The organism is Citrobacter sedlakii NBRC 105722, from assembly GCF_000759835.1.
Classification (GTDB): domain Bacteria; phylum Pseudomonadota; class Gammaproteobacteria; order Enterobacterales; family Enterobacteriaceae; genus Citrobacter_A; species Citrobacter_A sedlakii.
In genome coordinates this window covers 81,688-104,283 of sequence record NZ_BBNB01000006.1, presented here as the reverse complement: position 1 = coordinate 104,283, position 22,596 = coordinate 81,688, and the positions used below count along the sequence as shown (strand labels likewise).

Genomic DNA, 22,596 nt, shown 5'->3' with positions numbered 1-22,596 from the left:
AGGATGCGAAATGACCCGCCCTATACTGGCCAGCCTTGACCTGCAGGCGATGAAGCAGAATTTGAGTATTGTCCGTCAGGCTGCACCGGACGCCCGCGTCTGGTCAGTGGTTAAAGCCAACGCCTACGGACATGGCATTGAGCGTATCTGGAATGCGTTAGGCGGCACCGATGGGTTTGCGCTGCTCAATTTAGAAGAAGCGATAACCCTGCGAGAGCGCGGCTGGAAAGGACCGATCCTGATGCTGGAAGGCTTCTTTCATGCAGACGATCTGACCGTATACGATACCTGGAGGCTGACAACGTGCGTACACAGCAATTGGCAGTTGAAGGCAATCCAGAACGCGAAACTCAACGCGCCGCTGGACGTGTACGTGAAAGTGAATACCGGGATGAACCGTCTTGGTTTTCTACCGGAACGGTTGCAGACAGTCTGGCAACAACTGCGGGCCATGCCGAACGTCGGCGAGATGACGCTGATGTCGCATTTTGCCGATGCTGAACACCCTGACGGCATCAATGAGGCGATGGCGCGGATTGCGCAGGCGACGGAAGGGCTGGAATGCCGCCGTTCGCTGGCGAATTCTGCGGCAACCTTGTGGCATCCGGAAGCCCACGGCGACTGGGTGCGACCGGGGATTATTCTGTACGGAGCGTCGCCTTCCGGCCAGTGGCGTGATATCGCCAATACCGGGCTGAAACCCGTCATGTCCCTTTGCAGCGAAATCATCGGCGTACAGACGTTGAAAGCCGGCGACCGGGTTGGTTACGGCGGGCGTTTCACAGCCCAGCACGAACAGCGGATCGGTATTGTCGCGGCGGGGTATGCCGACGGCTATCCGCGCCACGCCCCAACGGGAACGCCGGTTCTGGTTGACGGCGTGCGCACGATGACGGTGGGTACGGTCTCTATGGATATGCTGGCGGTGGATTTAACGCCCTGTCCGCAGGCGGGGATTGGCACGCCGGTTGAGCTTTGGGGCAAAGAGATTAAGATTGACGACGTCGCCGCTGCCGCCGGCACAGTCGGTTATGAGCTAATGTGCGCTCTGGCGCTGCGCGTGCCGGTTGTGACGGTGTAACTTATTGAACGATGCCGGGCGACGGCTACGCGTGTCCGGCATCGCCATCGTTATTCTTCGTCTTCTTCTCCCGCCACGCGCACCCCGACTTTGCGCACTGCGTTATCTTCTTTTTCGGCGACCGTCCAGATCATGCCGGCAAATTCAACCTGGTCGCCCACGACTGGCGCGGCGCCGAGCAACTGCTGGACAATTTCACCCAGCGTCTGCTGTTTGTCACGATACTCGGTTCCGTCTTCCAGCCCGTAAATCAGCGCCACATCGGCGAATTTCGCGCTCGCTTCCAGAATGAAATCACCGAAGAAACGCTGGTCCAGCGCCACCGGCGGTGACTGGCTGAACAGTTTGCCCAGCGCAGGCAAATCGCGTTCGCGTCCTATCACGCAGAGCACATCGCCTTCCTGTAAACGGGTGCTGCCGGTTGGGTGAAACAGCTCATTGTTGCGGAACAGCGCAGCAATGCGCGTCTCCTGCGGCATATGCAGATCGCGAAGGGCCGCGCCCACACACCATTTGTCGGCGCTGAGCTGGTAGACAAACTGCTCCCAGGGGTTTTCCGGATGAATATCCAGTCCCACCCGGGAAACCGGCCAACCCACGGGCGGCACCACGACCTTCGCTTTTTTCGCCGCCCACGAGAGCGAGGTGCCCTGAAACAGCAACGAGATCAGCACCACGAAGAAGGCGACGTTGAAAAACAGGCGCGCGTTGTCCAGACCAGCCATCATCGGAAACACTGCAAGAATGATGGGAACCGCGCCGCGCAGTCCAACCCAACTGATGAATACCCGCTCGCGCAGGTTAAAGCCGCGGAACGGCAGTAACCCGGCAAAAACCGAAATGGGACGGGCAAAGAAAATCATCCACGCCGACAGCATCAGCGCCGGGACGGCTATGGGCAGCAGGTCAGACGGCGTAACGAGCAGTCCCAGTACGAGGAACATGGCAATTTGCGCCAGCCAGGCCAGGCCATCGAAGTTTTGCAGTATCGCGTAACGGTTGCGGATCGGGCGGTTGCCCAGCAAAAAGCCGCACAGGTATACCGCCAGGATCCCGCTGCCGTCCAGCGCGGTGGTTAAGGCGAAAATCAGGATCCCTCCGCTCAGGGCCAGCAGCGGATACAGTCCGCCGGGCAGGGAGATGCGGTTGATCATCTGTTGAAGCAGGTAGCCGCCGCCTAAGCCAAGCGCGATCCCGAGACCAAACTGCTGAATGATATGGACCGCGAACATCCAGCTCAGGCCGGTCTCATGCTGCTGGATCATCTCAATCAGGGTAATAGTGAGGAATACCGCCATCGGGTCGTTACTGCCGGATTCGATTTCCAGCGTTGAGCCCACGCGTTCGTTCAGCCCCTTGCCGCCGAGCAGCGAAAAAACCGCTGCGGCGTCGGTAGAGCCGACAATCGCGCCAATCAGCAAGCCTTCGATCAGGTCCAGCTTAAACAGCCACGCCGCCATCATGCCGGTCAAGCCAGAGGTGATCAGCACGCCGACGGTCGCCAGCGACAGCGCCGGACCCAGCGCGACGCGAAAGGAACTGGCCTGGGTACGCATCCCGCCATCCAGCAGGATAATCGCCAGCGCCAGGTTACTGACCATATATGCAAACGGATAGTTGTCGAACGGTATACCGCCCACGCCATCAACGCCTGCCAGCATGCCGATGGCGAGGAAAATAACCAGAATGGGGATACCGAGACGTGACGAAAATGAACTGAGTAAGATACTGCTGGTGACGAGGACGGACCCCAGGATAAAAAGACTGATTATTGCAGTGGCGTCCAACGGTCGTATTCTCCTCAATTATGCTTTTTTATTCATTAAGCCTAACATATTAACGACCGTTCCCGCGGATTAGTTAGCCCTCGCCAGCGCTTTTTTTAAGATTTCAACACCGGATGACCGGACAGCGTAAGCTGAGCGCCATTGGCGTCATTACGCAAAACCGCATGCGCACCCAGCGGCAGCGTCACGGTGCGTTGTTCGTGGCCAAAATCAAGCCCGGTGATGAGTGGAATAGCGAGGCGTTCGCGTAAGAACGCATAGACGGCGTTGAGATCGTATCCCGCGTCATACTCATTTGGCGCGCTACCGCTAAAGCTACCCAGCACAATGGCGTTCTGACGGTTGAGAATGCCCGCGTCAAAAAGTTGCAGTAGCATACGCTCAACGCGGAAGGGGTGCTCGTTGATATCTTCCAGCACCAGAATACCGTTTTCAATTTTCGGCATCCACGGCGTGCCGATGAGGGAAATCAGCATCGCCAGGTTACCGCCCCAGAGAGTGCCTTCGGTATGACACGCCGGGCCTTCGCTGCGCCACGCCACTGAATACACCGCGTTACGTAGCGCCCGCCAGAAATGATCTTCCGTAAAACGGTCCAGCTCCGGCGCGCCAAAATTGCCTGCCAGCATCGGACCGCTAAAGGTAATGACCTTACCCAACGCCAGCAAACCGCACTGGATCGCCGTAAAATCGCTGTGTCCGCATATAAGCAGCGGATCCTGCTGCTGACGCGCGGCCAGCGCCTGCCAGTCGATATGCGCCAGCAGACGGCTCGCGCCGTACCCGCCGCGCACCGGCATGACGATAGTACCGGGCATCGTCAGGTTAACCAGTTCAGTGATATCCGCCAGGCGCTCCGCTTCGGTACCGGCAAAACGCTGATAACGTCGTCCAACCACGGCGGTATTTTCTACCTGGTGACCAGCCTGTTCCAGACGTTGAATACCCAGTGAAGCCGCTTGCTGATTAATGCAATAGCCCGAAGGGGCAATTAAGTGAAACCGGGACATGGCAATTCCTTGCTACAACAGAAACCTAATGTATATCATGCCGCCTATAGTAGAACGTTTTGCCGGATAACGCCTGGCTTATCCGGCCTGCATTGTTGTAATGACGCCGAATAAACGCCCGATGCGTCGGCCATAAGGACAGATGACGTGAAATTGAGATGGTTTGCTTTTTTGATTGTGCTGCTTGCTGGTTGTAGTTCAAAACCCGATTATAAAAATCCGCCGTGGAACCCGGAAGTGCCGGTAAAACGGGCAATGCAGTGGATGCCGATCAGTGAGAAAGCCGGCGCAGCCTGGGGTGTCAGCCCGAAGCTGATTACCGCGATTATCGCCATTGAATCCGGCGGCAACCCCAGTGTGGTAAGCAAATCCAACGCCGTCGGGCTGATGCAGCTTAAGGCGTCCACCTCCGGGCGCGATGTGTACCGCCGTATGGGGTGGAGCGGCGAGCCTTCCACCAGCGAACTGAAAAACCCTGAGCGTAACATTTCGATGGGCGCCGCTTACCTGAGCATTCTGGAAAACGGTCCGCTCGCAGGCATCGAAGACCCGCAGGTGATGCAGTACGCGCTGGTGGTTTCGTATGCGAACGGCGCGGGTGCGCTGCTGCGTACCTTCTCCTCCGACCGTAAAAAGGCGATCGAAAAAATTAACGATCTGGATGCGGACGAATTTTTTGAGCATGTCGTCGATAACCATCCCGCGCCGCAGGCGCCGCGCTATATCTGGAAGCTACAACGCGCGCTGGACGCGATGTAATTATGTGCCCAGGTTGCTGGATTTCGACGGGTTATCGGCAGGGCGCGGCAGAACCTGAGACAACCCTTATCTACACCACAAGGAATAATTGCACTGCCCGGTTCGGCGTGGATCAACGACTTGCCTATACTTAGCTTACGGGCGCAAGAAGGTGTTGCGTGTGGTTTCACTGAACAGAGGGCCTCAACATGGGGATCATTGCCTGGATTGTTTTCGGTCTGATTGCCGGTGTTATTGCCAAACTGCTGATGCCGGGGCGCGACGGCGGCGGGTTTATTCTCACCTGCATACTCGGTATTGTGGGGGCGGTAGTGGGGGGCTGGCTGGCGACCATGTTCGGCATTGGCGGCAGCATCAGCGGTTTTAATCTGCACAGTTTCCTCGTCGCGGTGGTGGGCGCCGTTGTGGTGCTGGGCGTTTTCCGGCTTGTACGGCGCGACTAACCCTCGGCACAACGGCTCCTGCGGGAGCCGTTGTTTTATGCGAAAAAATATACCGTAGAAAGGGTGTTGTTGATTTGCAAATAAAAATGAGAATAATTGCTATTCCTATTTCATATTATAACGATTCTCATGATGATAACCCCTTCACGCTTTCGCTTGCGCGCGCTCTCTGGCTGTATCTCACTGGCTCTGACCACTTCCTGTTATGCCGCAGAGGCAGACGAAGCCACTATCGTGGTGTCCGCATCGGGGCAGGAGAGCCTGCTGCCTGCCTGGACCAACAGCGCGACCAAATCCGCAGCGCCTGAAAGTAAGACGCCGCAGGTGATTAATACTCTCGATAAAAAAGAAATCACGCTGCGCCATGCAACGTCGGTTAACGAGATATTGCGCTACGCACCGGGCGTGTCAACGGAAATGCGCGGCAATACGACCTACATGAGCGAGTACAAAATCCGCGGTTTCACCGTCGATCAAGAGTACTACAACGGCTTACAGTTGCCGTATAACGTCACGGGCAACACTAAAGCGCGCATCGATCCGCTGCTCATTGAACATGTCGATATTCTCAAAGGCCCCGCGTCGGTGCTGTACGGCAACGGCTCGCCGGGCGGGCTGGTGAATATTCAGGGCAAGACGCCGCAGGCGGAGCAGAAAACGGAGTTGGGTGTTATGACCGGTACGCGCAACCTGAAAGAAGGGTATCTGGACGCAACGGGAAACATCCGTGACAGCGACTGGAATTATCGCCTGCTCGGGAAAGCGACGGAAGGGAACGATCAGCCATATACCACGCGCTATGAAGATTACCTGCTTGCACCCTCCGTGAGCTGGCAGCCGGACGGCAGAACGCGTCTGACGCTGGATGCGCTGGTACAAAATACGCCCTCGCTGTCGCCGTCGAATCCATTACCCATCGCATATCTGCGCTCCGGTTATGCCGACCGTCGGGACTTTGCAGGCGATAAGTGGAGCGGCTTCAAACAACGTCAGTGGATGCTGGGTTATCATCTCGAACATGCGTTCGAGAGCGGCTGGGGATTCAGCCAGAAAGCGCGGTATTTTGACGTCGATACCCACCAGCGCAGCGTCTATGCCACCGGCAATGGCGTCAACCCGGTCTGGATGCTCGATCGCTTTGCCTACACCACTGATGAAGATCTTAAGAGCGTTAACATTGATAACCAGTTAACCAAAACGGTGCTGTTGGGCGACTGGCAGCATCACCTGCTGGCCGGTTTCGACTACCAGAAACTCGACAGCCATTATTTCTATCGTTATGCCAGCGCCACGCCGGGCATTGACATGCGCCATCCGGATTTCCACCAGATTCATACTGACGATCTCGGCCTGTACACCGCGCAAAAAAATCGTCTTTCTTACCAACAAAATGGTTACTATCTCCAGGACCAGATCGTCTTTGGCGGCGTAAACCTGCTGGCCAGTATCCGCTACGATGACTATCGCTCGACGACCACTGACGCGCTGCAGAACGGCGAGAAAACGTGGATCTCCCAGGATCGGGTGACCAAACGTATTGGCGCGCTGTACGCTTTTGCTAACGGACTATCCCCGTTTATCAGCTATTCTGAAGGCTTCAGGCCGATTTCGCCGCAGGGCTCGCTGACGACCAAAGACGTGAAGCCGACCACCAGCAAACAGGTGGAGGGCGGGGTGAAGTATCTGCTGGCTGACTATGCCACCACCTTTACCGCTTCGGTATTCACTATTCGTCAGAAAAATGTCCTTTCGGCAACGCCAACGTGGGATTACCGCCAGACTGGCGAAATTGAGTCAAAAGGCGCTGAGCTGTCCCTCATCAGTCGTCCTGCTGACAACGTCACGCTGATCGCCAACTACGCCTACACCCATGCGATTAATACGAAAGATGAAAGCTACGAAGGAAAACGGCCCACTCAGGTACCGGAAAACGCCTTTACGCTGTGGGGCGATTACACCTTCGATAGCACTGCGCTACGCGGGCTCACGCTGGGCGCTGGCGCGCGCTACAGCGGACCGATGGAGATTTCGCCGGATAACACAGCCGGGAAGCTGGGCGGCACGACGCAGTACGATCTGGCAATGTCTTACCGCCTGGGCGAAGCGCTACCTTCGCTCAGCGGCGTGACGCTAAAGGCCAGCGCGCAGAATGTCACCAATAAAGAGACCTTCAGTTGCTACGACAGCACCAACTGTTGGATCGGGCGCGACCGGACTGTTCAGGTTGGCGCCAGCTACAGTTTCTGACAGAGATCTGCGCACCGGCCTGGCGCCCCAGGCCGGTTAGCGCCATGATTACGGCGTGGCTTGTGTTTGCGCGTTTTCAGCGCTTGTCGGCTGAACGGCAGGCCGGGTGGAGGGGACGCTGTCGCAGGGTTTTTCCTGCGGACAGATCAGGTCGAGCATTTTCAGCGTGACGCCGTTCGTCCAGCCAAACCCATCCTGCAGCGGATATTCACCGCCGCCACCGCCGGTGCCAGTGCTGCTGACGTCATACTTCTCTACCAGCTTCTGTTCCCGATCGTAGGTGTGCTGAACATTAGTCAGGAAACGCCAGGTCACCTCCATCGCCACTTTTTCCTGCCCGTAGTTCTGCAATCCTTCGGTGGCGACCCACTGGAGCGGCGCCCAGCCGTTTGGCGCATCCCATTGCTGACCGCTTTTCACCGACGTAGTGGCAAGGCCGCCAGGCTGGAGCAGGTGCGCCTGGGTAGCGACGGCCATTTTGTGGGCGCGATCTTTCGCGGCGGCATTGACGTACAGCGGGAACAGCGCAGCGGCGGTAAGCGGATTACGTACCTGTTTGCTCTTAAGATCGTAGTCGGCGTACCAGCCTTCTTTGTCGTTCCACAGGTAATGTTCGATGGCTTTCTGACGTTCGTTCGCTAACCGATCATAATGACTGGCCTGTGCGTCGTCGCCTGCTGCTTTGCTGGCGCGGGCGAGGATTTTTTCCATCTTGTAAAGCAGGGAGTTGAGATCCACGGGCACAATGCTGGTGGTCCGAATCGTACCGAGCTGCTGCGGATCATCCATCCAGCGCGAGCTGAAATCCCAGCCAGAGGCCGCAGCCGAACGCAGATCGCGGTAGATTTCCGTGGCCGGGCGATTGGGGTTGCTTTTCGCGGTGGCGATATCCTCCACCCAGGATTCGGGGCGCGGCGTATCCCGTTCGTCCCAGTAGCGATTGAGTACGGCACCGTCATCCAGTTTCACCACCCGCTTATGCTGTTGGCCTGGCTGTAACGTGTCGACGCCTTCCATCCAGTAGCTGTACTCTTTTTGTAACTGCGGCAAATATTTTTTCAGCGTGTCATCGCCTTCATGCTGCGCCAGTAATTCGACCATCAAAGAAAAGAAGGGCGGTTGCGAGCGGCTCAGATAATAGGTGCGGTTACCGTTCGGGATATGCCCGAAGGCGTCAATTTCCCAGGCGAAGTTCGCCACCATATCGGCAATTTTGTCCCAGTGACCGCTTTCGGCCAGCCCCAGCATGGTGAAATAGCTGTCCCAGTAGTAGATCTCGCGAAAGCGCCCGCCGGGCACCACATAAGGTTCAGGCAGCGGCAGCAGGGAGTCCCATTTACCCGCGCTTTCGGTTGAACGGGTCAGTACCGGCCACAGTCCGTCAATATGTTCGCGCAGCGACTGTCCCGCTGGCGGGACATATTTTTCCCCTTCTTTCGGTAAGGTGAAGTTGACGTTGACGAAGTGGCGCAAGTCAAAGCTGGACTGGTTTTTCTGCATCCGATAGTCCGCAAGGATGGTCAGCGGATCGTTATTCGGTACGGCGTCAGCAAAGGTTTTCTGATCGGGAAACAATTTTGCGTTTTGCACATCATTAAACAGGGGACCGAGCAAAATGTCGGGCGGCTGCGGCGGGTTGGTCATCGGTTCTTCTGCATTGGCCGACAATGAGGCAAAGGTGAGAAGGGTGCCGGTCAGCGCCAGTTTAATGGCCCAGGATAGCGCGCCTGTATGGCGAACAGCAGGGGTAAGCATTGAATAATCTCCTTAGTGCGTACCGGATTACGGCATTTATCATGAGAAAATCGTAGTTCAGGATCGCCTGCTGCGCGTCGTTGAAGCCGCATTTTGCGAAGCTACAGACATTTTTGTTATCCGGGTATGACGTAATGGCGGAAAATATATTCACCAAAATAATAACAATAGCCGAAGCGCACGCAGGTTATGAAGAGCGATCACAGAAGATAAAAAACATAAGAAATGAATCAAAAAACATAATAGACCGAAAAAAGCATCTGTGAAGAAATGCACGCACCGGGATGTTGTGTGCTGCTTTTATTATTTTATTAAGGATAAATTATGTCTGAAGTGGAACAATTACCCATAAAAGAAAAAATAGGTTATAGCCTGGGCGACGCCGCAAGCCATATTGTCTTTGACTCTTCCGTTGCCATTCTGGCCTATTTTTATACCGATATTTATGGCCTGCCGCCCGCCGTAATGGGGACCATGTTTTTGCTGGTCCGTCTGCTGGACGCCATTACCGATCCGGTGATGGGCGCAATTGCCGATGCGACCGCGACGCGCTGGGGCCGCTTTCGTCCGTGGCTGCTGGCAATCTGTATCCCTTTTGCCGTGAGCTGCGTACTGGTCTATTCCACGCCAGATTTTAGCGACAGCGGTAAAATAGCCTATGCCGTCGCGGCTTATATATTTATGACATTAATGTATACCGCCATTAATATTCCTTACTGCTCGTTAGGCGCGGCATTAACCGCCGATCCCAATGAGAATTTATCGCTGCAATCCTGGCGGTTCGCCATTACGCCGATTGGCGGCGCGTTAGGCACCGCCTTTATTCTGCCGGTGGCGGATTACCTCTCGCCGGGCGACAGAGCGAGCGGTATTCAACTGGCGATGGCGCTGTTTGGCGCGATTGGCTGCGTTATGTTTTTGATCTGCTTTCTGACCACCAAAGAACGCGTTCAGCCGATTAAAGAGGAGAATATGAACATCGCCCGCGATGTGAAAATCCTTTTTCAAAACGAGCAGTGGCGTATTTTGTCGGTCTATAACTTTATGATGCTGGTGGCGGTAGTGATCCGCGGCGGCGCAGTGGTGTATTACGTTAACACGGTGCTGAACAAAGGTGCGGATGTGATCACCTGGTTTATGCTTGGCGGGATGTTTGCATCAATGCTCGGTTCGGTGCTGGCGAAACCGTTTGGCACCCGCTTTTGCAAAATTAAGCTCTCTTTCTGGATCAATATTCTCAACGCCGCGCTCGGCGTAGCCTGTTATTTCCTGCCGGTAGCATGGTGGATTGTCCCGCTGCTGGCGCATCTGGCGATCCAGATTATTCAGGGCGGCAATGGCGCGATTCAATGGTCGATGATCACTGATGCTAATAATTACGGTGAATGGAAAACCCGTCGGCGAATCACCGGAATGAACGTCGCGGCGAACATTTTTGTCATCAAACTTGGCGTTGCGGTTGGTGGTGCGATTATCGGTTGGGTACTGGCGTTTTACGGTTACGCCACCAACAGCGACACCCAGCCGGACGGCGCCGTGGATGGCGTGATAATGCTGTTTACGCTGCTGCCCGCGCTGTTTTATTTACTCACCGCGGTGTCGATTAAGTTTTACCAGCTCACTGCCGACAAAATGCATGCTGTGGTTCAGGATCTGCAAAAAGGTCAGTTTGCGGGCTAACGGTAGGGTAAGCGTGTATCCGGCCCACTGAACACTGCGGACCGGATACCGGCAGGGTCATTTCTGTCGTAAGACGCGCTGCCCCGCGACGTCGAGCGTCAGCGCCTCGCCGGTTTGTACTGCATCCAGCGCATGGCCCTGCTGACAAACCCAGGCGATGCCCATTTCACGGGCGATAAGCGCGCCGTGCGCAAGCGGGCTTCCGCCACGCAGACAAATGCCTTTCACCACCGCAGGGTCAAGCGCCACCACGGTGGAAGGGCAGAGATCGTCCGCCACCAGAATCGCCGGAGCAGTAAACTCAGGCAACGTAAGCGGGCATTGTTGCAGATGACGCAGACTACGCTGCAATAGATCGTCAATGTCGATATCGCGCGCCCGCAGATAAGCGTCATCAAGCTGGCGATACTGCGCGCTCATCTCCGTTAATACCTGCTGCCATGCGTACTCTGCGGTACAGTGCTCGCTTCGCAGTAATTCACAAGCGCGGGTAAACAGCTCCGGGTCGTCGAGCAGCATATGGTGGCCGGAGAAGATCGCCGCCAGATCGCCCGGCCAGCTCGCCTCGACGCGGGTTACCAGTGACATCAAATCCAGCAGGGTGAGATCCAACGCGTTGCGCAGACGTGACTGTTCTGCCGTGACGCTCAATACGCTCTTTTTAACGACGGGGGGCAGCGTCGGCGCATAGCGGTATGCTTTTCCCGTTACCGCCGCCGTCGCAGTCTGCATTGCCGGCGCTGCTGCCGACTCGCCAAAATTCGCGGCCGCCAGTTGGCTGAACGCCGCCAGCGCGTCATCCGCCTGCTCGCCACGGGCTAACAGGCGAATAGTGTCATTACAACGTATCTGCAACAACGCAATCTGATTCAGGCTGTCCGGGGTCACGCATTTGCCGTTCTTTTCCAGCAGAAGGGCGGCGTTAAAGCCGGACAGCGTCGAAACCAGCCGCGACGCCGGACGCACATGCAGCCCGTTGTGATTCTTTACCACTACCGAAACCGACTTCGCTTCGCCGTCCGCAAGCGCGAGCGAGGGCGTGGCCTGCGTCTGGGGGGCTGGGGAAGGTAAACCTAATTGCTCACGTTTCGCCTCCAGCGCATTCATCGCATCAGCAACGACTTTATCGATATCCGCGCCTGCCGCAGCACTCACCGTGGCCGCCAGCGTACCCTCCACCAGCGGCGCGGCGCACAGGCGAACTTTCGCGGCAACAGCCGGTTCGAGCAGTTCCAGCGCCGTTTCCGCGCTCAGCAACGCGCTGCCGATATCCATCATCACCAGCACGTTGTCGGCATCGGCAACAGACTCGATAGCCGCCATCACTTTTATCGGGTCGGTGCCGATAGGGTTTTGCGGATCGTCGATCCCGGCGGCAATGGCAATCTTACAATCTTCGCCCATTAACATTTGCCGCGCTAACTCGCCGACCCCTTCACCCAGCCGGGCGCTATGAGAAACAATTACCAGGTTTACCATCACACCGTCCTTACTCTTTTGCCGCTGCGCTCAGCATCTGGGTAATAAACATGACCGAGGTTGCGCCAGGATCCTGATGCCCAATGCTGCGCTCGCCCAGATAGCTGGCGCGCCCTTTGCGTGCCTGCATCGTAATCGTACTTTGCGCGGCGGCTTCCGCCTGCGCGGCGGCGGCGTCCAGGGCGGCGGGTATGGACAGATTTTGTTCGCAGGCCAGACGCAACGACTCGACCACCGGCAGCCAAACGTCGCACATTGTTTTATCCCCCGGTTCCGCTTTGCCCCGGCTGATGACGCCATCTGCGCCTTCGCGCATCATCTGATAAAGTTCTTCCAGCGACAGACTCTGATGGGCTTGCGTCACCTGGGCGGCGCGGATAAAAAAGGTACCAAACAGCGGGCCGCTGGCGCCGCCGACGCTGGAAAGCAGCGTCATGCCGGTATTTTTCAAAATAAAACCGATATCTTTGTCGGCAATAGCGGGTAATTTTTCTACCACCTTGCTAAAACCGCGATGCATATTCAGACCGTGATCGGCGTCGCCTATTTCGCGATCCAGCCCGGTGAGATAATCGCTTTGCTGGTTGAAAATGTCGCCGCAGCGATAGAGCCAGTTGACGATTTGCGTTCTGGTCAGTGACATAACGTTCTCCTTAGTTTCCCCAGTTCAGGGCCGGGGTGTGAACCGGGGCGTCCCATAATGCGAGGGTGTCGTCGTCCACTTTCAACAGGGTGATGGAAAAGCCGGACATATCGAGCGACGTGCAGTAGGCGCCGATCAGATTGCGCTCGATAATCATTCCTGCCTCCTGGCAGCGCGTTTCCAGGCGATTGTAAACGCCGTAGAGTTCCGAAAGCGGCGTCGCGCCGAGATTATTGACCAGCGCAATTACCCGGTCGCCGCGCTGTAAAGGCTGCTTGTTTTGTTTGTCTTCCAGCCAGACGCCCTGCTGTGGATCCCAGTGGCGCAGCGTACGGCTATAGGCACCGTTTTCCAGCAGCGTATCGAACATCTGATCCACGGTCTCATCCAGCGAGGAAAAGGCGCGACGGTCGATACCTGGCTCACCGTGAATACCCACGCCGAACTCCATTTCGTTGTCGTTCAGGGTGAAAGATGGTTTACCGGCGGCGGGAACCGTGCAGGCCGCAAGAGCGACGCCAATCGAATGACCGTGATTATTCAGTCTGCGGCCCAGCTCAGCGCAGGCTTCCAGCGAGTCGCCGCGCTCTGCCGCCGCGCCGACCAGCTTTTCTATCAGGACCGTATTGGCGACGCCGCGACGTCCGGCGGTATACAGGCTGTCTTTGACCGCCACGTCGTCGTCAACCACAACGGTGGTGACCTTCACGCCGCTGTCGTGGAGCAGTTCGGTGGCGGTTTCAAAGTTGAGGATATCGCCAGTGTAGTTTTTAATAATCAGCAGCACGCCTTCGCCGCCGTCAATCTGCATGGCGCACTCAAACATTTTATCCGGCGTCGGCGAGGTGAATATTTCGCCGGGGCAGGCGCCGGAGAGCATTCCCCGCCCAATATAGCCACAGTGCATCGGCTCATGTCCGCTTCCGCCGCCGGACAGCAGCGCCACTTTGCCCTGAACGGGGGCATCCGCGCGGGTGACATACACCGGATCCTGATGCAGGGTCAGCGTAGGGTAGGCTTTCGCCAGGCCCGCCAGTTGTTCACTCAGTACGTCTTCCACACGGTTAATTAGCTTTTTCATTTTTTGCTCCGGGTTATCTCCAGGGACAGGACGTGTTCAACATCACGGCGACCGCGCGCTGCCGATAGCGCAATTGTGCCCCAGCGCGCGAAAAAGAAAATTCATCGGTGTTATGTTTCATAATGGAACGAAACTGAGCAGAAATGTTTCATTCTGGAACGCATTTGACGGAAAACACGCAAAAATGCGAGCGAGCGCACCCTGACTGGAGATAACCGGCAATGGCTTCACCTGATGACGAGATTCCTGCGTTTCTGCGCGCTTCATGGTTGCGCTGCGCCAGTATTATGCGCCCTGATTTCTGGTCGAAGCCGCATCGGGCGCAGGGGCTGACCTTTGACACCATTTGCCGGCGTAAAGCGGCGCTGCTGACGCTGGGACAGGCGGCGCTGGAAGATGCGTGGGAGTACATGATGCCGCGTCGGTGCGGGCTGTTTATTCTTGATGAAAGCGCCTGCGTGTTGAGCTGCTGCGGCGATGCCGGGACGCTTGAGCAGCTTGCGGCGCTTGGGTTTGTTGAGGGGACCTACTGTGCGGAAAGCATTATTGGCGCCTGTGCGCTGTCTCTGGCCGCTCTGCTTGGGCAGCCGGTAAAAACCCGGGGTTCCCATCACTTCCGGCACGCGTTGCGCCCGTGGTGCGTCTGCGCGACGCCGGTTTTTGATAATCACGGACGTCTTACCGGTTCGATCGCGCTGGTTTGCCGGGCGGGCGACGATACCTCATCCGATCTGCCGCTCACGCTGGCGATAGCCCGCGAGGTGGCTAATTCTCTGCTCACCGACAGTCTGCTGGCGGAATCCAACCGTCACCTTAACCATCTGAATGGTCTGTTAGAAAGCATGGACGATGGCGTGATGACCTGGAATGCCCAGGGCCACGTGCAGTTTATCAATGCAAGGGCGGCGCGGTTGCTGCATCTTGACGTAGCGGCAGCCCAGGGGAAAAGCCTGACGGAGTTATTCACGTTGCCCGCAGTGCTGGTGCGGGCCGTCCGGCAACACCGTCCACTTCATCATGTCGAGGCAACGTTCGAAAGCCAGCATCAGTTTGTGGATGCGGTGATCACCCTGAAACCGATCCAGGACGCACAGGGCACCGGCTTTATTTTATTGTTGCACCCGGTGGAAAAAATGCGCCAGCTCATGACCAGTCAGTTGGGCAAAGTGAATTTTACCTTTGCGCAAATGGCGCAGAACGATCCGCAAACCCAGCGGCTCGTCCACTTTGGCCGCCAGGCGGCGCGCGGCGCTTTCCCGGTGCTATTGCGCGGCGAGGAAGGCGTGGGTAAGGAGTTGCTGAGCCAGGCGATCCACAATGACAGCGAGCGGGCGGAAGGGCCGTACATTGCGGTAAACTGTCAACTGTATGCCGAACGGGCACTGGATTTTGCGTCAACGACGGCGGGTGAGGAGGGCGAAGGACGCCTGAGTCGGCTGGAACTGGCGAACGGTGGAACGCTGTATCTGGAAAAAATCGAATACCTCGCCCCGGCACTGCAGTCGGCGCTGTTGCAGGTCATCAAACAGGGCGTGATTACCCGTCTCGATGCCAGGCGCGTAGTGCCGGTCGATGTGAAGGTTATCGCCGCCACCACGGCGGATCTGGCGCTGCTGGTGGAACAAAACCGCTTCAGCCGTCAGCTTTACTATGCGCTACATGCTTTTGAGATCACCATTCCGCCGCTGCGGATGCGTCGCAGCAGCATTCCTTCGCTGGTCGATCACCGGTTACGCCGTCTTGAGAAACGCTTTTCCACGCGGCTCAGGATGGACGATGACGTGCTGGCGCAACTGGTCGCCTGCGACTGGCCGGGAAATGATTTTGAACTGAACAGCGTCATTGAGAATACGGCGCTGCGCAGTGAAAAAGGGCGCATTCACCTCAGCCACCTGCCGGACTATGTCTTCAACGAACGGCGAAATGCGCCTCTGGCGGAAGAGCGGCGGTCTGCCAGCTTATCGTTCGCGGATGCCGGGAAAGAGGCTATTATTCACGCCGCCAGACTTACCGGCGGACGGGTACAGGAGATGTCCGCGCTGTTAAAAATTGGCCGGACGACACTTTGGCGAAAAATGAAGGTCTATGGCATTGACGTCGGCCAGTATAAATCGCTGCGTGATAACGATTAGAAGCGTGATGGCAGATGGTTAATCGCGATCAGCTTGCCCTGGCTCAGTTCGATATAGCCCCCTTTTTTCAGCGCCGAGAGAATTTTCATGACGCTGCTGCGTGAGATATGCGTTCTGTCGAGAATAAACTGATAAGCGGCCACGTTTTCCCGGATACTGTCCGGCTCCTGATTCAGCGCCAGCAACTGCTTACAAAGAAGATCATAGGCGGTTGGCGCGGTCGCCATCTCATTTTGTATAAACAGCTTATTCATCACGACGATCATATGCTTCGCCATGATTTCCCAGAGCTGTTTCTCCTCAATGCGCGCCATGACGGTATCAAGGGGCACGGTGGCGACCTCACACGGCTCCAGCGCACGCAGCAGCAGCTTTTCGGATAAGGCGCTGGTAAAACCCAGCGAGACAGGGGCGGATGCAATGCCGAGCGCCAGGTGATTTTCCTGGTTTTCAATGCTGACCACACCGCTACGGATAAACTGACAGCAGTGCTCGCCCGCGCGAATAAAAACAAACCGACTGCCTTTAGGATAGCAGCGAAATTCCTGCTCCTGCGTCAACTGCTTTAGCAGCTCCGGGGCATAAATGGAAGGCTGCTTGAGAAGATTAAACGATGATTGCTGCGACATGATGGCGGTCCGGTCATGATTAACGCATTGAGAACCTGCGGTATCAGGTTCTTACTTTGACGAGCATAGTCTACGGCTAATATTTCAGGGGAATATTTTGCTGTATCTGGAGAAGTACGCCACGTTCCGTGATGATATAGCCACCTTTTTTAAGGTCGGCAAGAATTTTCATAATGCTGCTGCGTGACAAAAAGGTTCGGCTCTGAATGTAGTTCGCTGCGGTAATGTTGCGGCGGAACTCAACAGATTCCTTCATTAACTCATAAAGTTGTGAGCGAATAATATCGTAGGAACTGGGCGCGGTAATACGCGTACAATGATCGTAAACCCGTCCTGCGGTGTAAACCAACAGTGACGCCAGGCTTTCCCACAGATTCTCTTTCGTGATGACCTCATTGACTTTTGTCAGGGGTAATACCGCCACCCGCGAGCACTCCTCACTGCGCATAAAAAGATAACTGGCATCACAGAGTTGATTACTTAAGCCAAAGACAAACGGCGCGACTTCGGAATTAAACATAAAGCTATCCCGCGTTCTGAATATTGAAATGGTTCCTTTCAGTAGGAGTAAGCATTGATGGGAGTTATTGTTCTTATAGTTAATTATTTGTCTTGGTTTTGTTTCGTATATGTTAGCGTGTGGCAGAAGTTTATCTATTATCCGCTCAATGTGTTTTACCGGTTTTATCGGCAGGTCTTTATATGCAATTGATTCAGTAGCTATTTTGCGTGCAGGCATCATTGCTCTCCCATGGCATTATCATAATTGGAATAACGTAACTTACTGCTTGATTTAGTAATTATGGGGAGTGCAAATTAATAAGTGAATCTGGAATAAAGTGTAAAATTACACCAAAAAATCACTTGAGCGAATATATGCAGCTATATGAAAATCATCATTAAGCAATATGACAACGTATTTGGTTGCTGCTTGCAGAAAGCGGAATGACGTGTAACCCGATAACGTGGTTTTGACTTATGGCCTGGCATTTTTCAAAGACATAGCGGAAATGTTCTCGCTAAAGAGGCGGTTTTCGCACCGGTAAATTAACCGGATTATAAATAAACAAAAGTTAAGGATAGCAATGATGAAAAAAAATAGCGTAGTGATGGCGTTATCCGTCGCAGGTCTTTTGACTATTTCAAATGCCATCGCCTATGACGGCACGGTTAATTTTATGGGACAAATTCTCGATACCGCATGTACCGTGGATATTGGTTCCAATAATACCCTGATGGTGGATATGGGCAGCGTTTCCAAAACGGCTTTTGTCAGCGTTGGCGATGAGGCATCGACAACGAAATTCACTTTAAGATTGATCAATTGCCCGGTCAGCGTGACGTCGGCAAAGGTCAAGTTTGATGGCTTAGTCGATGCGTTTGACAACAGTTTACTGGCGATAAACCCGGATCCGGGTGCGGCGAGTGGCGTGGCGATTCGACTGAAAACAGCGGATAAAAGCAACCTTGGGCTGAACGAGGTGAACGGCTATTCGTATCCGTTATCCAGTACCGCGGATAATCATCTGGATTTTTACGCGGCTTATGTTGCTACCAGCGCCACGGTGATGGCGGGGCCGGCTAACGCTGTCGCCAATTTTACCGTTAACTATAACTGATTTACCTGCGCCGTTTAAGGGCCAGTATTTGGCCCTTTCAGAGGTTTAGTATGAATGCATTACGTTGTTGCGTCCTGTTCCCCGTGTTTTTCGCGATGGGTATTTCGATGACTCACGCTGGCGTTTCCGTTGGCGGTACGCGCGTTATTTATGATGGTGAAAAAAAAGAGGCCTCTTTGAGCGTCAGTAATCCCGATACGATCCCGTATTTAATTCAATCGTGGATTGAATTACCGGATGCGGCTCGAACAAAAGCCCCGTTTATTATTACGCCGCCGCTTTATCGTCTGGATAACGGTCAGCAAAACGTAATGCGAATTATCCGCAGCGGGAATTTGCCGGAAAATAAAGAATCGTTGTTCTGGTTGAACATTAAGTCAATCCCGTCGGCAGCGCGAAAGGACAATACGTTGCAAATCGCCGTAAAGACACGAATAAAGCTCATTTATCGTCCCGGTCAACTGCGTCAGTCGACGCCGGAAGCGCAGGCAGAGAAATTAATCTGGCGGCTGGACGGAAAGTTTATTCAGGTAAAAAATCCTTCCGCATACTTTATTAATTTTAATGAAATTACCGTGGCAGGTAAAAAAGTGAACGATGTGACATTCGTTGCGCCGGAAAGTACCGCCCGTTTCGCGCTGCCGTCCGGCGTCAGTGGCGGCGCCGTCACCTTTAAAATCATTAACGATTATGGCGGGACAGGCGACGCGCATCGCGCTGCAATATAGCCAGGGATGGCTGTCGGGGAATAAAGTCAATGATGATAGCAAATTACAGAAATCACCTTCCCCCGATCCGACTGGCGATGTTTATCTCATTAATGATTTCAGCTGTGCTGAATGAGGCGAAGGGAAGAGATTATTTCAACCCGGCGTTACTTGAACGAACCCAAAGCGCATCCGGGGAAATTGACCTTTCTGGTTTTGAAACGGGTCAGCAGGCAGAAGGAACCTATCGGGTCGATATTCTCCTTAACGGAGAGCTGCGGGAAACCCGGGAGGTCGACTTTGTCAGGGATGATGACGGAAACCTTCAACCCTGCCTGAGCGACGTTATTTTACAGCGCTACGGGGTGAGAACTGACGTCTATCCGGGGTTAATGGCGAAAGGCGACTGTGCGGAGCTGTCAGCGATCCCTCAGGCATCCAGTGAACTGTCATTTTCCTCCCAGAAACTGATGCTAAGTATGCCACAGGCTGCGCTTTCCGCCCACGCGCGGGGCTATGTCGCGCCGGAACTGTGGGACGAAGGGATAACCGCGGCAATGCTGAATTACAGCCTGAGCGGGGACAATAGCCGGGAAAAAAATACCGGCTTAACCCGCAACAGTCAGTACGCCAATCTGCGACCGGGCATGAATATCGGCCCCTGGCGTCTGCGTAACTACACCACCTGGAATCGCGACAGCGAGGGCAACGATCGCTGGGATACGATTTACACCTATCTGCAGCGCAACATTATTCCCTTGAAAGCGCAGGTGGTTCTGGGCGACAGCGCCTCGCCCGCCGATGTTTTTGACAGCATTCCGTTTCGCGGCGGTCAGCTTGCGTCAGATGACGACATGCTGCCGGATTCGCTGAAAGGTTATGCGCCGGTGGTCCGGGGGATCGCCCGTACGCATGCGCAAATTATTATCCGGCAAAACGGCTATCAGATTTATCAAAGTTACGTCGCGCCCGGCGCGTTTGAGATCAGCGATATGTACCCGACTGGCGGGGCCGGCGATCTTGAGGTGACCCTGAAAGAAGCCGACGGCAGCGAGCAGCATCTCACCGTGCCGTTTGCCTCATTACCGGTACTCCAGCGTGAAGGACGCTTCAAATTTTCGCTCACCGCGGGCCGCTACCGTACTTACGACAGCCGGGTGGAGCGCGCTCCATTTTCCCAGGGGACGGCGATGTATGGTTTACCCCACGCGTTTACCGTTTACGGGGGAATACAGATCGCTGATCGCTACCGCGCGATGGCGATAGGGGTGGGCAAAAACCTCGGTGTCGTAGGGGCGGTTTCTGGCGATGTGATTCAGTCATGGGCCCGACCACATGAGGCCGGGAAGGCGCAGGGACAGTCCTGGCGCATTCGCTACAGCAAAAACAGCGTGGCGACCGGAACGAATTTCGCGATCGCGGGTTATCGCTACTCAACACGCGGTTATTACGCCATGCAGGACGTGTTTGATACTTACGGTGGCGGTAACGTGCTGTCGCAGAAGCGGCGTAATCGCATGGAGGCTAACGTCAGCCAGAGTCTTGGCGCAGGCGCAGGTTCGCTGTCGCTCACTGCGGTGCGGGAAGATTACTGGCATTCAGGTAAACCCATGCAGTCGCTGAGTGTCAGCTATAACAACACCTGGAAGCAACTCAGCTACGGAATTAGCTGGACGCAGAGTCAAAACAGTCAGTCAGGCAATCACGGTCATGCGGAGAGCGATCGCCAGATAGCCCTTAACGTCAGCATGCCGCTGACGGCGTTTATGGCAAATACCTGGGCTCATTCTGGCCTGAACCACAGCCGCAGCGGCGGCACGACCCAAAGCATCGGAGTCAGCGGTATGGCGCTGGCAGGAAATGCCCTGAGCTGGAATATCCAGCAGGGATACGGTTCGGATGACGCGGGTTATACCGGCAGTCTGAACGCCGATTATAAGGGAACCTATGGGGAACTGAGCGGCGGCTACAGCTACGACCGCGCGAGCCAGCGGGTGAACTATGCCCTGGCCGGCGGCGTATTGGCGCACGCTGACGGCGTTACGCTGTCCCAGCCGCTGGGAGAAACTAACGTGTTAATTAAAGCGCCGGGCGCAGGCGGTGTCGGGGTGAAAAATCAGAGCGGCGTCAAAACCGATTTTCGCGGCTATACCCTGGCCAGTAACGTATCGCCGTATCGTAAAAACGATATCGGACTGGATACCCTAACCGTTCCCGACAACGTGGAACTGGCGTTGACCAATAAAAACGTTGTGCCGACGCGCGGCGCCGTCGTGCGCGCGGAGTTTATCGCCAGCGTCGGGCAGCGCCTGTTGCTGAATTTACGCCGTGATAACGGGCTACCGGTGCCGTTTGGTTCGGTTGCCAGCGTTAGCGGCGCAAAGGGGCCGGGGTTTATTGTGGGCGATGACGGACAGGTTTATCTCAGCGGAATGGAACGGCAGGGCACGCTGGATGTCGTCTGGGGAGACGGCCCGCGACAGCGCTGTCGCGCCGCTTATTCGCTGGATGCGACAGAACAGTATTCCGGCGTCAACGTCGCCAACAGCTTTTGTCGCTGAATACTTCACTTACGGCAATGAGAACAATACCGTGCGGCAAATTCATTTTTTATTCGGCGCGTTAATCCTGGCCTTTTCCGGTCTGTGTTCCGCCGACGTGTGCGAAATAACGGCGCCGCTGATTCGAACCGTGTCGACAGGCAATATTCTGGTGCAGCGTGATACAGGCGCAGGCGCGGAAATTGCCCGCGTCCGGGTCTCCGGATTTGTTGAACTGGCGTCGTTTTCATCCACTGGCGTCGCGAGTTGCAATGGCGGCTATACGTTTAATTACTTATCCGCCACGCCCGCGTCCATGAGCGGAGTGTATAACACTAACCTCGACGGCGTCGGGATCCGCACGTCGTTCGACGCCGGTAATTTCATGCTGCCATCTTATGGCGCGAATATTAAGACGCTCTATTACCTCGGTAATTATGACGTCATTTTTTATAAAACCGGAAACATCACCTCTGGCCCCTTAACGCCTGGATTAATTGCACAGGGCTGGTATGGCGCGCCGGACAATCGCTTTGTGCAAATTTCGCTGGACGCCGCAAGTCAGGTCACGGTATTAGCCTGTTCGCTTTCCAGCCAGGTGATTAATTTTAACCTCGGCGATATTAATGCCAGCGCATTTTCAGACCGACCAGGATTTATCCCCTCGCGCGGCGATACGCAAACCCTGGGATTGAATTGCGATCCTTCAACCAATATCAACATTGAACTGAGCGGAACGCCAAACCCGGATGTCAGCGGCGATTCCGGCGTTCTGGCGCTCAACGGGCAGGGGATGCCCGGCACGGCGGAAGGTGTTGGGGTGCAACTGGTTTACAACACGATTCCGCTGCAGCTGAACAACCGCATCCTGCTGAAACAATCGGCGGGTGGGCAGGAAGCGTTTCCCCTGACGGCGCGTTATTACCAGACCCGGGCTGTTGTTAAGCCGGGCAGTGCGAATGCCACGGCAACGCTGAATGTAACGTATCAATAGCAGGTGATGA

The 22,596-nt window shown here is 55.4% G+C and carries 17 protein-coding genes and 2 pseudogenes; 11 read left to right on the top strand and 8 right to left on the bottom strand.

The window, feature by feature from the left end:
- The first annotated feature begins 10 nt into the window (after positions 1-10).
- Positions 11-1,081, top strand: a complete 1,071-nt coding sequence (dadX, locus tag CSE01S_RS10285; protein ID WP_042287687.1) for a catabolic alanine racemase DadX — start codon at positions 11-13, stop codon at positions 1,079-1,081.
- An 11-nt stretch (positions 1,082-1,092) separates the two neighbouring features.
- Positions 1,093-1,197: pseudogene (locus CSE01S_RS23610) on the top strand (hypothetical protein); the annotation flags it as partial.
- Here the strand turns inward: CSE01S_RS23610 and CSE01S_RS10280 are convergent.
- Both CSE01S_RS10280 and ldcA read right to left on the bottom strand, forming a co-directional pair.
- A pseudogene (locus CSE01S_RS10280) lies at positions 1,150-2,868 on the bottom strand (potassium/proton antiporter); the annotation flags it as partial. The pseudogenes CSE01S_RS23610 and CSE01S_RS10280 overlap by 48 nt on opposite strands.
- 95 nt (positions 2,869-2,963) lie before the next feature.
- Positions 2,964-3,878, bottom strand: coding sequence for a muramoyltetrapeptide carboxypeptidase (gene ldcA, locus CSE01S_RS10275; protein ID WP_042287682.1), 915 nt, complete (start codon positions 3,876-3,878; stop codon positions 2,964-2,966).
- Between the two features lie 147 nt (positions 3,879-4,025).
- Between ldcA and emtA the strand changes: the two genes are divergently transcribed.
- From emtA to CSE01S_RS10260, 3 genes are all read left to right on the top strand, one after another.
- Positions 4,026-4,637 (top strand): membrane-bound lytic murein transglycosylase EmtA, encoded by a 612-nt coding sequence (gene emtA / locus CSE01S_RS10270; RefSeq protein ID WP_042287680.1) that lies wholly within the window; start codon positions 4,026-4,028, stop codon positions 4,635-4,637.
- 188 nt (positions 4,638-4,825) lie between these two features.
- On the top strand, positions 4,826-5,080 hold the full coding sequence (locus tag CSE01S_RS10265; RefSeq protein ID WP_042287677.1) for a GlsB/YeaQ/YmgE family stress response membrane protein: 255 nt from the start codon (positions 4,826-4,828) through the stop codon (positions 5,078-5,080).
- A gap of 135 nt (positions 5,081-5,215) precedes the next feature.
- On the top strand, positions 5,216-7,327 hold the full coding sequence (locus CSE01S_RS10260; protein WP_233422699.1) for a TonB-dependent siderophore receptor: 2,112 nt from the start codon (positions 5,216-5,218) through the stop codon (positions 7,325-7,327).
- Positions 7,328-7,375: 48 nt separating this feature from the next.
- On the opposite strand, the gene CSE01S_RS10255 is transcribed toward CSE01S_RS10260, so the two are convergent.
- Positions 7,376-9,082, bottom strand: coding sequence for an alpha,alpha-trehalase (locus CSE01S_RS10255; RefSeq protein WP_042287674.1), 1,707 nt, complete (start codon positions 9,080-9,082; stop codon positions 7,376-7,378).
- Positions 9,083-9,406: 324 nt separating this feature from the next.
- Between CSE01S_RS10255 and CSE01S_RS10250 the strand changes: the two genes are divergently transcribed.
- Complete coding sequence (locus CSE01S_RS10250; RefSeq protein WP_042287672.1) at positions 9,407-10,762, top strand: glycoside-pentoside-hexuronide (GPH):cation symporter; 1,356 nt, start codon at positions 9,407-9,409, stop codon at positions 10,760-10,762.
- A 57-nt stretch (positions 10,763-10,819) separates the two neighbouring features.
- Here the strand turns inward: CSE01S_RS10250 and dhaM are convergent, their stop codons facing one another.
- The 3 genes from dhaM to dhaK are packed head-to-tail and all read right to left on the bottom strand — an operon-like array spanning position 10,820 to position 13,965.
- Positions 10,820-12,241 carry a dihydroxyacetone kinase phosphoryl donor subunit DhaM gene (gene dhaM, locus CSE01S_RS10245; RefSeq protein WP_042287669.1) on the bottom strand — a complete coding sequence of 474 codons (1,422 nt, stop codon included), beginning with the start codon at positions 12,239-12,241 and terminating at the stop codon, positions 10,820-10,822.
- 10 nt (positions 12,242-12,251) lie between these two features.
- On the bottom strand, positions 12,252-12,884 hold the full coding sequence (dhaL, locus tag CSE01S_RS10240) for a dihydroxyacetone kinase subunit DhaL (protein WP_042287666.1): 633 nt from the start codon (positions 12,882-12,884) through the stop codon (positions 12,252-12,254).
- A gap of 10 nt (positions 12,885-12,894) precedes the next feature.
- Positions 12,895-13,965, bottom strand: a complete 1,071-nt coding sequence (dhaK, locus tag CSE01S_RS10235; RefSeq protein ID WP_042287664.1) for a dihydroxyacetone kinase subunit DhaK — start codon at positions 13,963-13,965, stop codon at positions 12,895-12,897.
- A gap of 221 nt (positions 13,966-14,186) precedes the next feature.
- Between dhaK and dhaR the strand changes: the two genes are divergently transcribed.
- Positions 14,187-16,097 carry a dihydroxyacetone kinase operon transcriptional regulator DhaR gene (gene dhaR / locus CSE01S_RS10230; protein WP_042287662.1) on the top strand — a complete coding sequence of 637 codons (1,911 nt, stop codon included), beginning with the start codon at positions 14,187-14,189 and terminating at the stop codon, positions 16,095-16,097.
- On the opposite strand, the gene CSE01S_RS10225 is transcribed toward dhaR, so the two are convergent.
- A complete protein-coding gene (locus tag CSE01S_RS10225) occupies positions 16,094-16,726 on the bottom strand; it encodes a winged helix-turn-helix transcriptional regulator (protein ID WP_042287659.1) in 633 nt (210 codons plus the stop codon). The two genes, dhaR and CSE01S_RS10225, sit on opposite strands and share 4 nt — an antisense overlap.
- Positions 16,727-16,802: 76 nt before the next feature.
- The gene (locus tag CSE01S_RS10220) at positions 16,803-17,465 is read right to left on the bottom strand and encodes a winged helix-turn-helix transcriptional regulator (RefSeq protein ID WP_042287756.1); all 663 of its coding nucleotides are present in this window, start codon (positions 17,463-17,465) and stop codon (positions 16,803-16,805) included.
- 349 nt (positions 17,466-17,814) lie between these two features.
- Between CSE01S_RS10220 and CSE01S_RS10215 the strand changes: the two genes are divergently transcribed.
- Genes CSE01S_RS10215 through CSE01S_RS10200 form a run of 4 tightly spaced genes read left to right on the top strand, consistent with a single transcriptional unit; the run spans position 17,815 to position 22,586 of the window.
- Positions 17,815-18,345, top strand: a complete 531-nt coding sequence (locus CSE01S_RS10215; RefSeq protein WP_042287657.1) for a fimbrial protein — start codon at positions 17,815-17,817, stop codon at positions 18,343-18,345.
- A 50-nt stretch (positions 18,346-18,395) separates the two neighbouring features.
- Positions 18,396-19,073, top strand: a complete 678-nt coding sequence (locus CSE01S_RS10210) for a fimbrial biogenesis chaperone (RefSeq protein WP_042287655.1) — start codon at positions 18,396-18,398, stop codon at positions 19,071-19,073.
- A gap of 29 nt (positions 19,074-19,102) precedes the next feature.
- Positions 19,103-21,613, top strand: coding sequence for a fimbria/pilus outer membrane usher protein (locus CSE01S_RS10205; protein ID WP_148365391.1), 2,511 nt, complete (start codon positions 19,103-19,105; stop codon positions 21,611-21,613).
- A complete protein-coding gene (locus CSE01S_RS10200) occupies positions 21,507-22,586 on the top strand; it encodes a fimbrial protein (protein WP_233422698.1) in 1,080 nt (359 codons plus the stop codon). The genes CSE01S_RS10205 and CSE01S_RS10200 overlap by 107 nt, the downstream gene beginning before the upstream one ends.
- Positions 22,587-22,596: the final 10 nt, after the last annotated feature.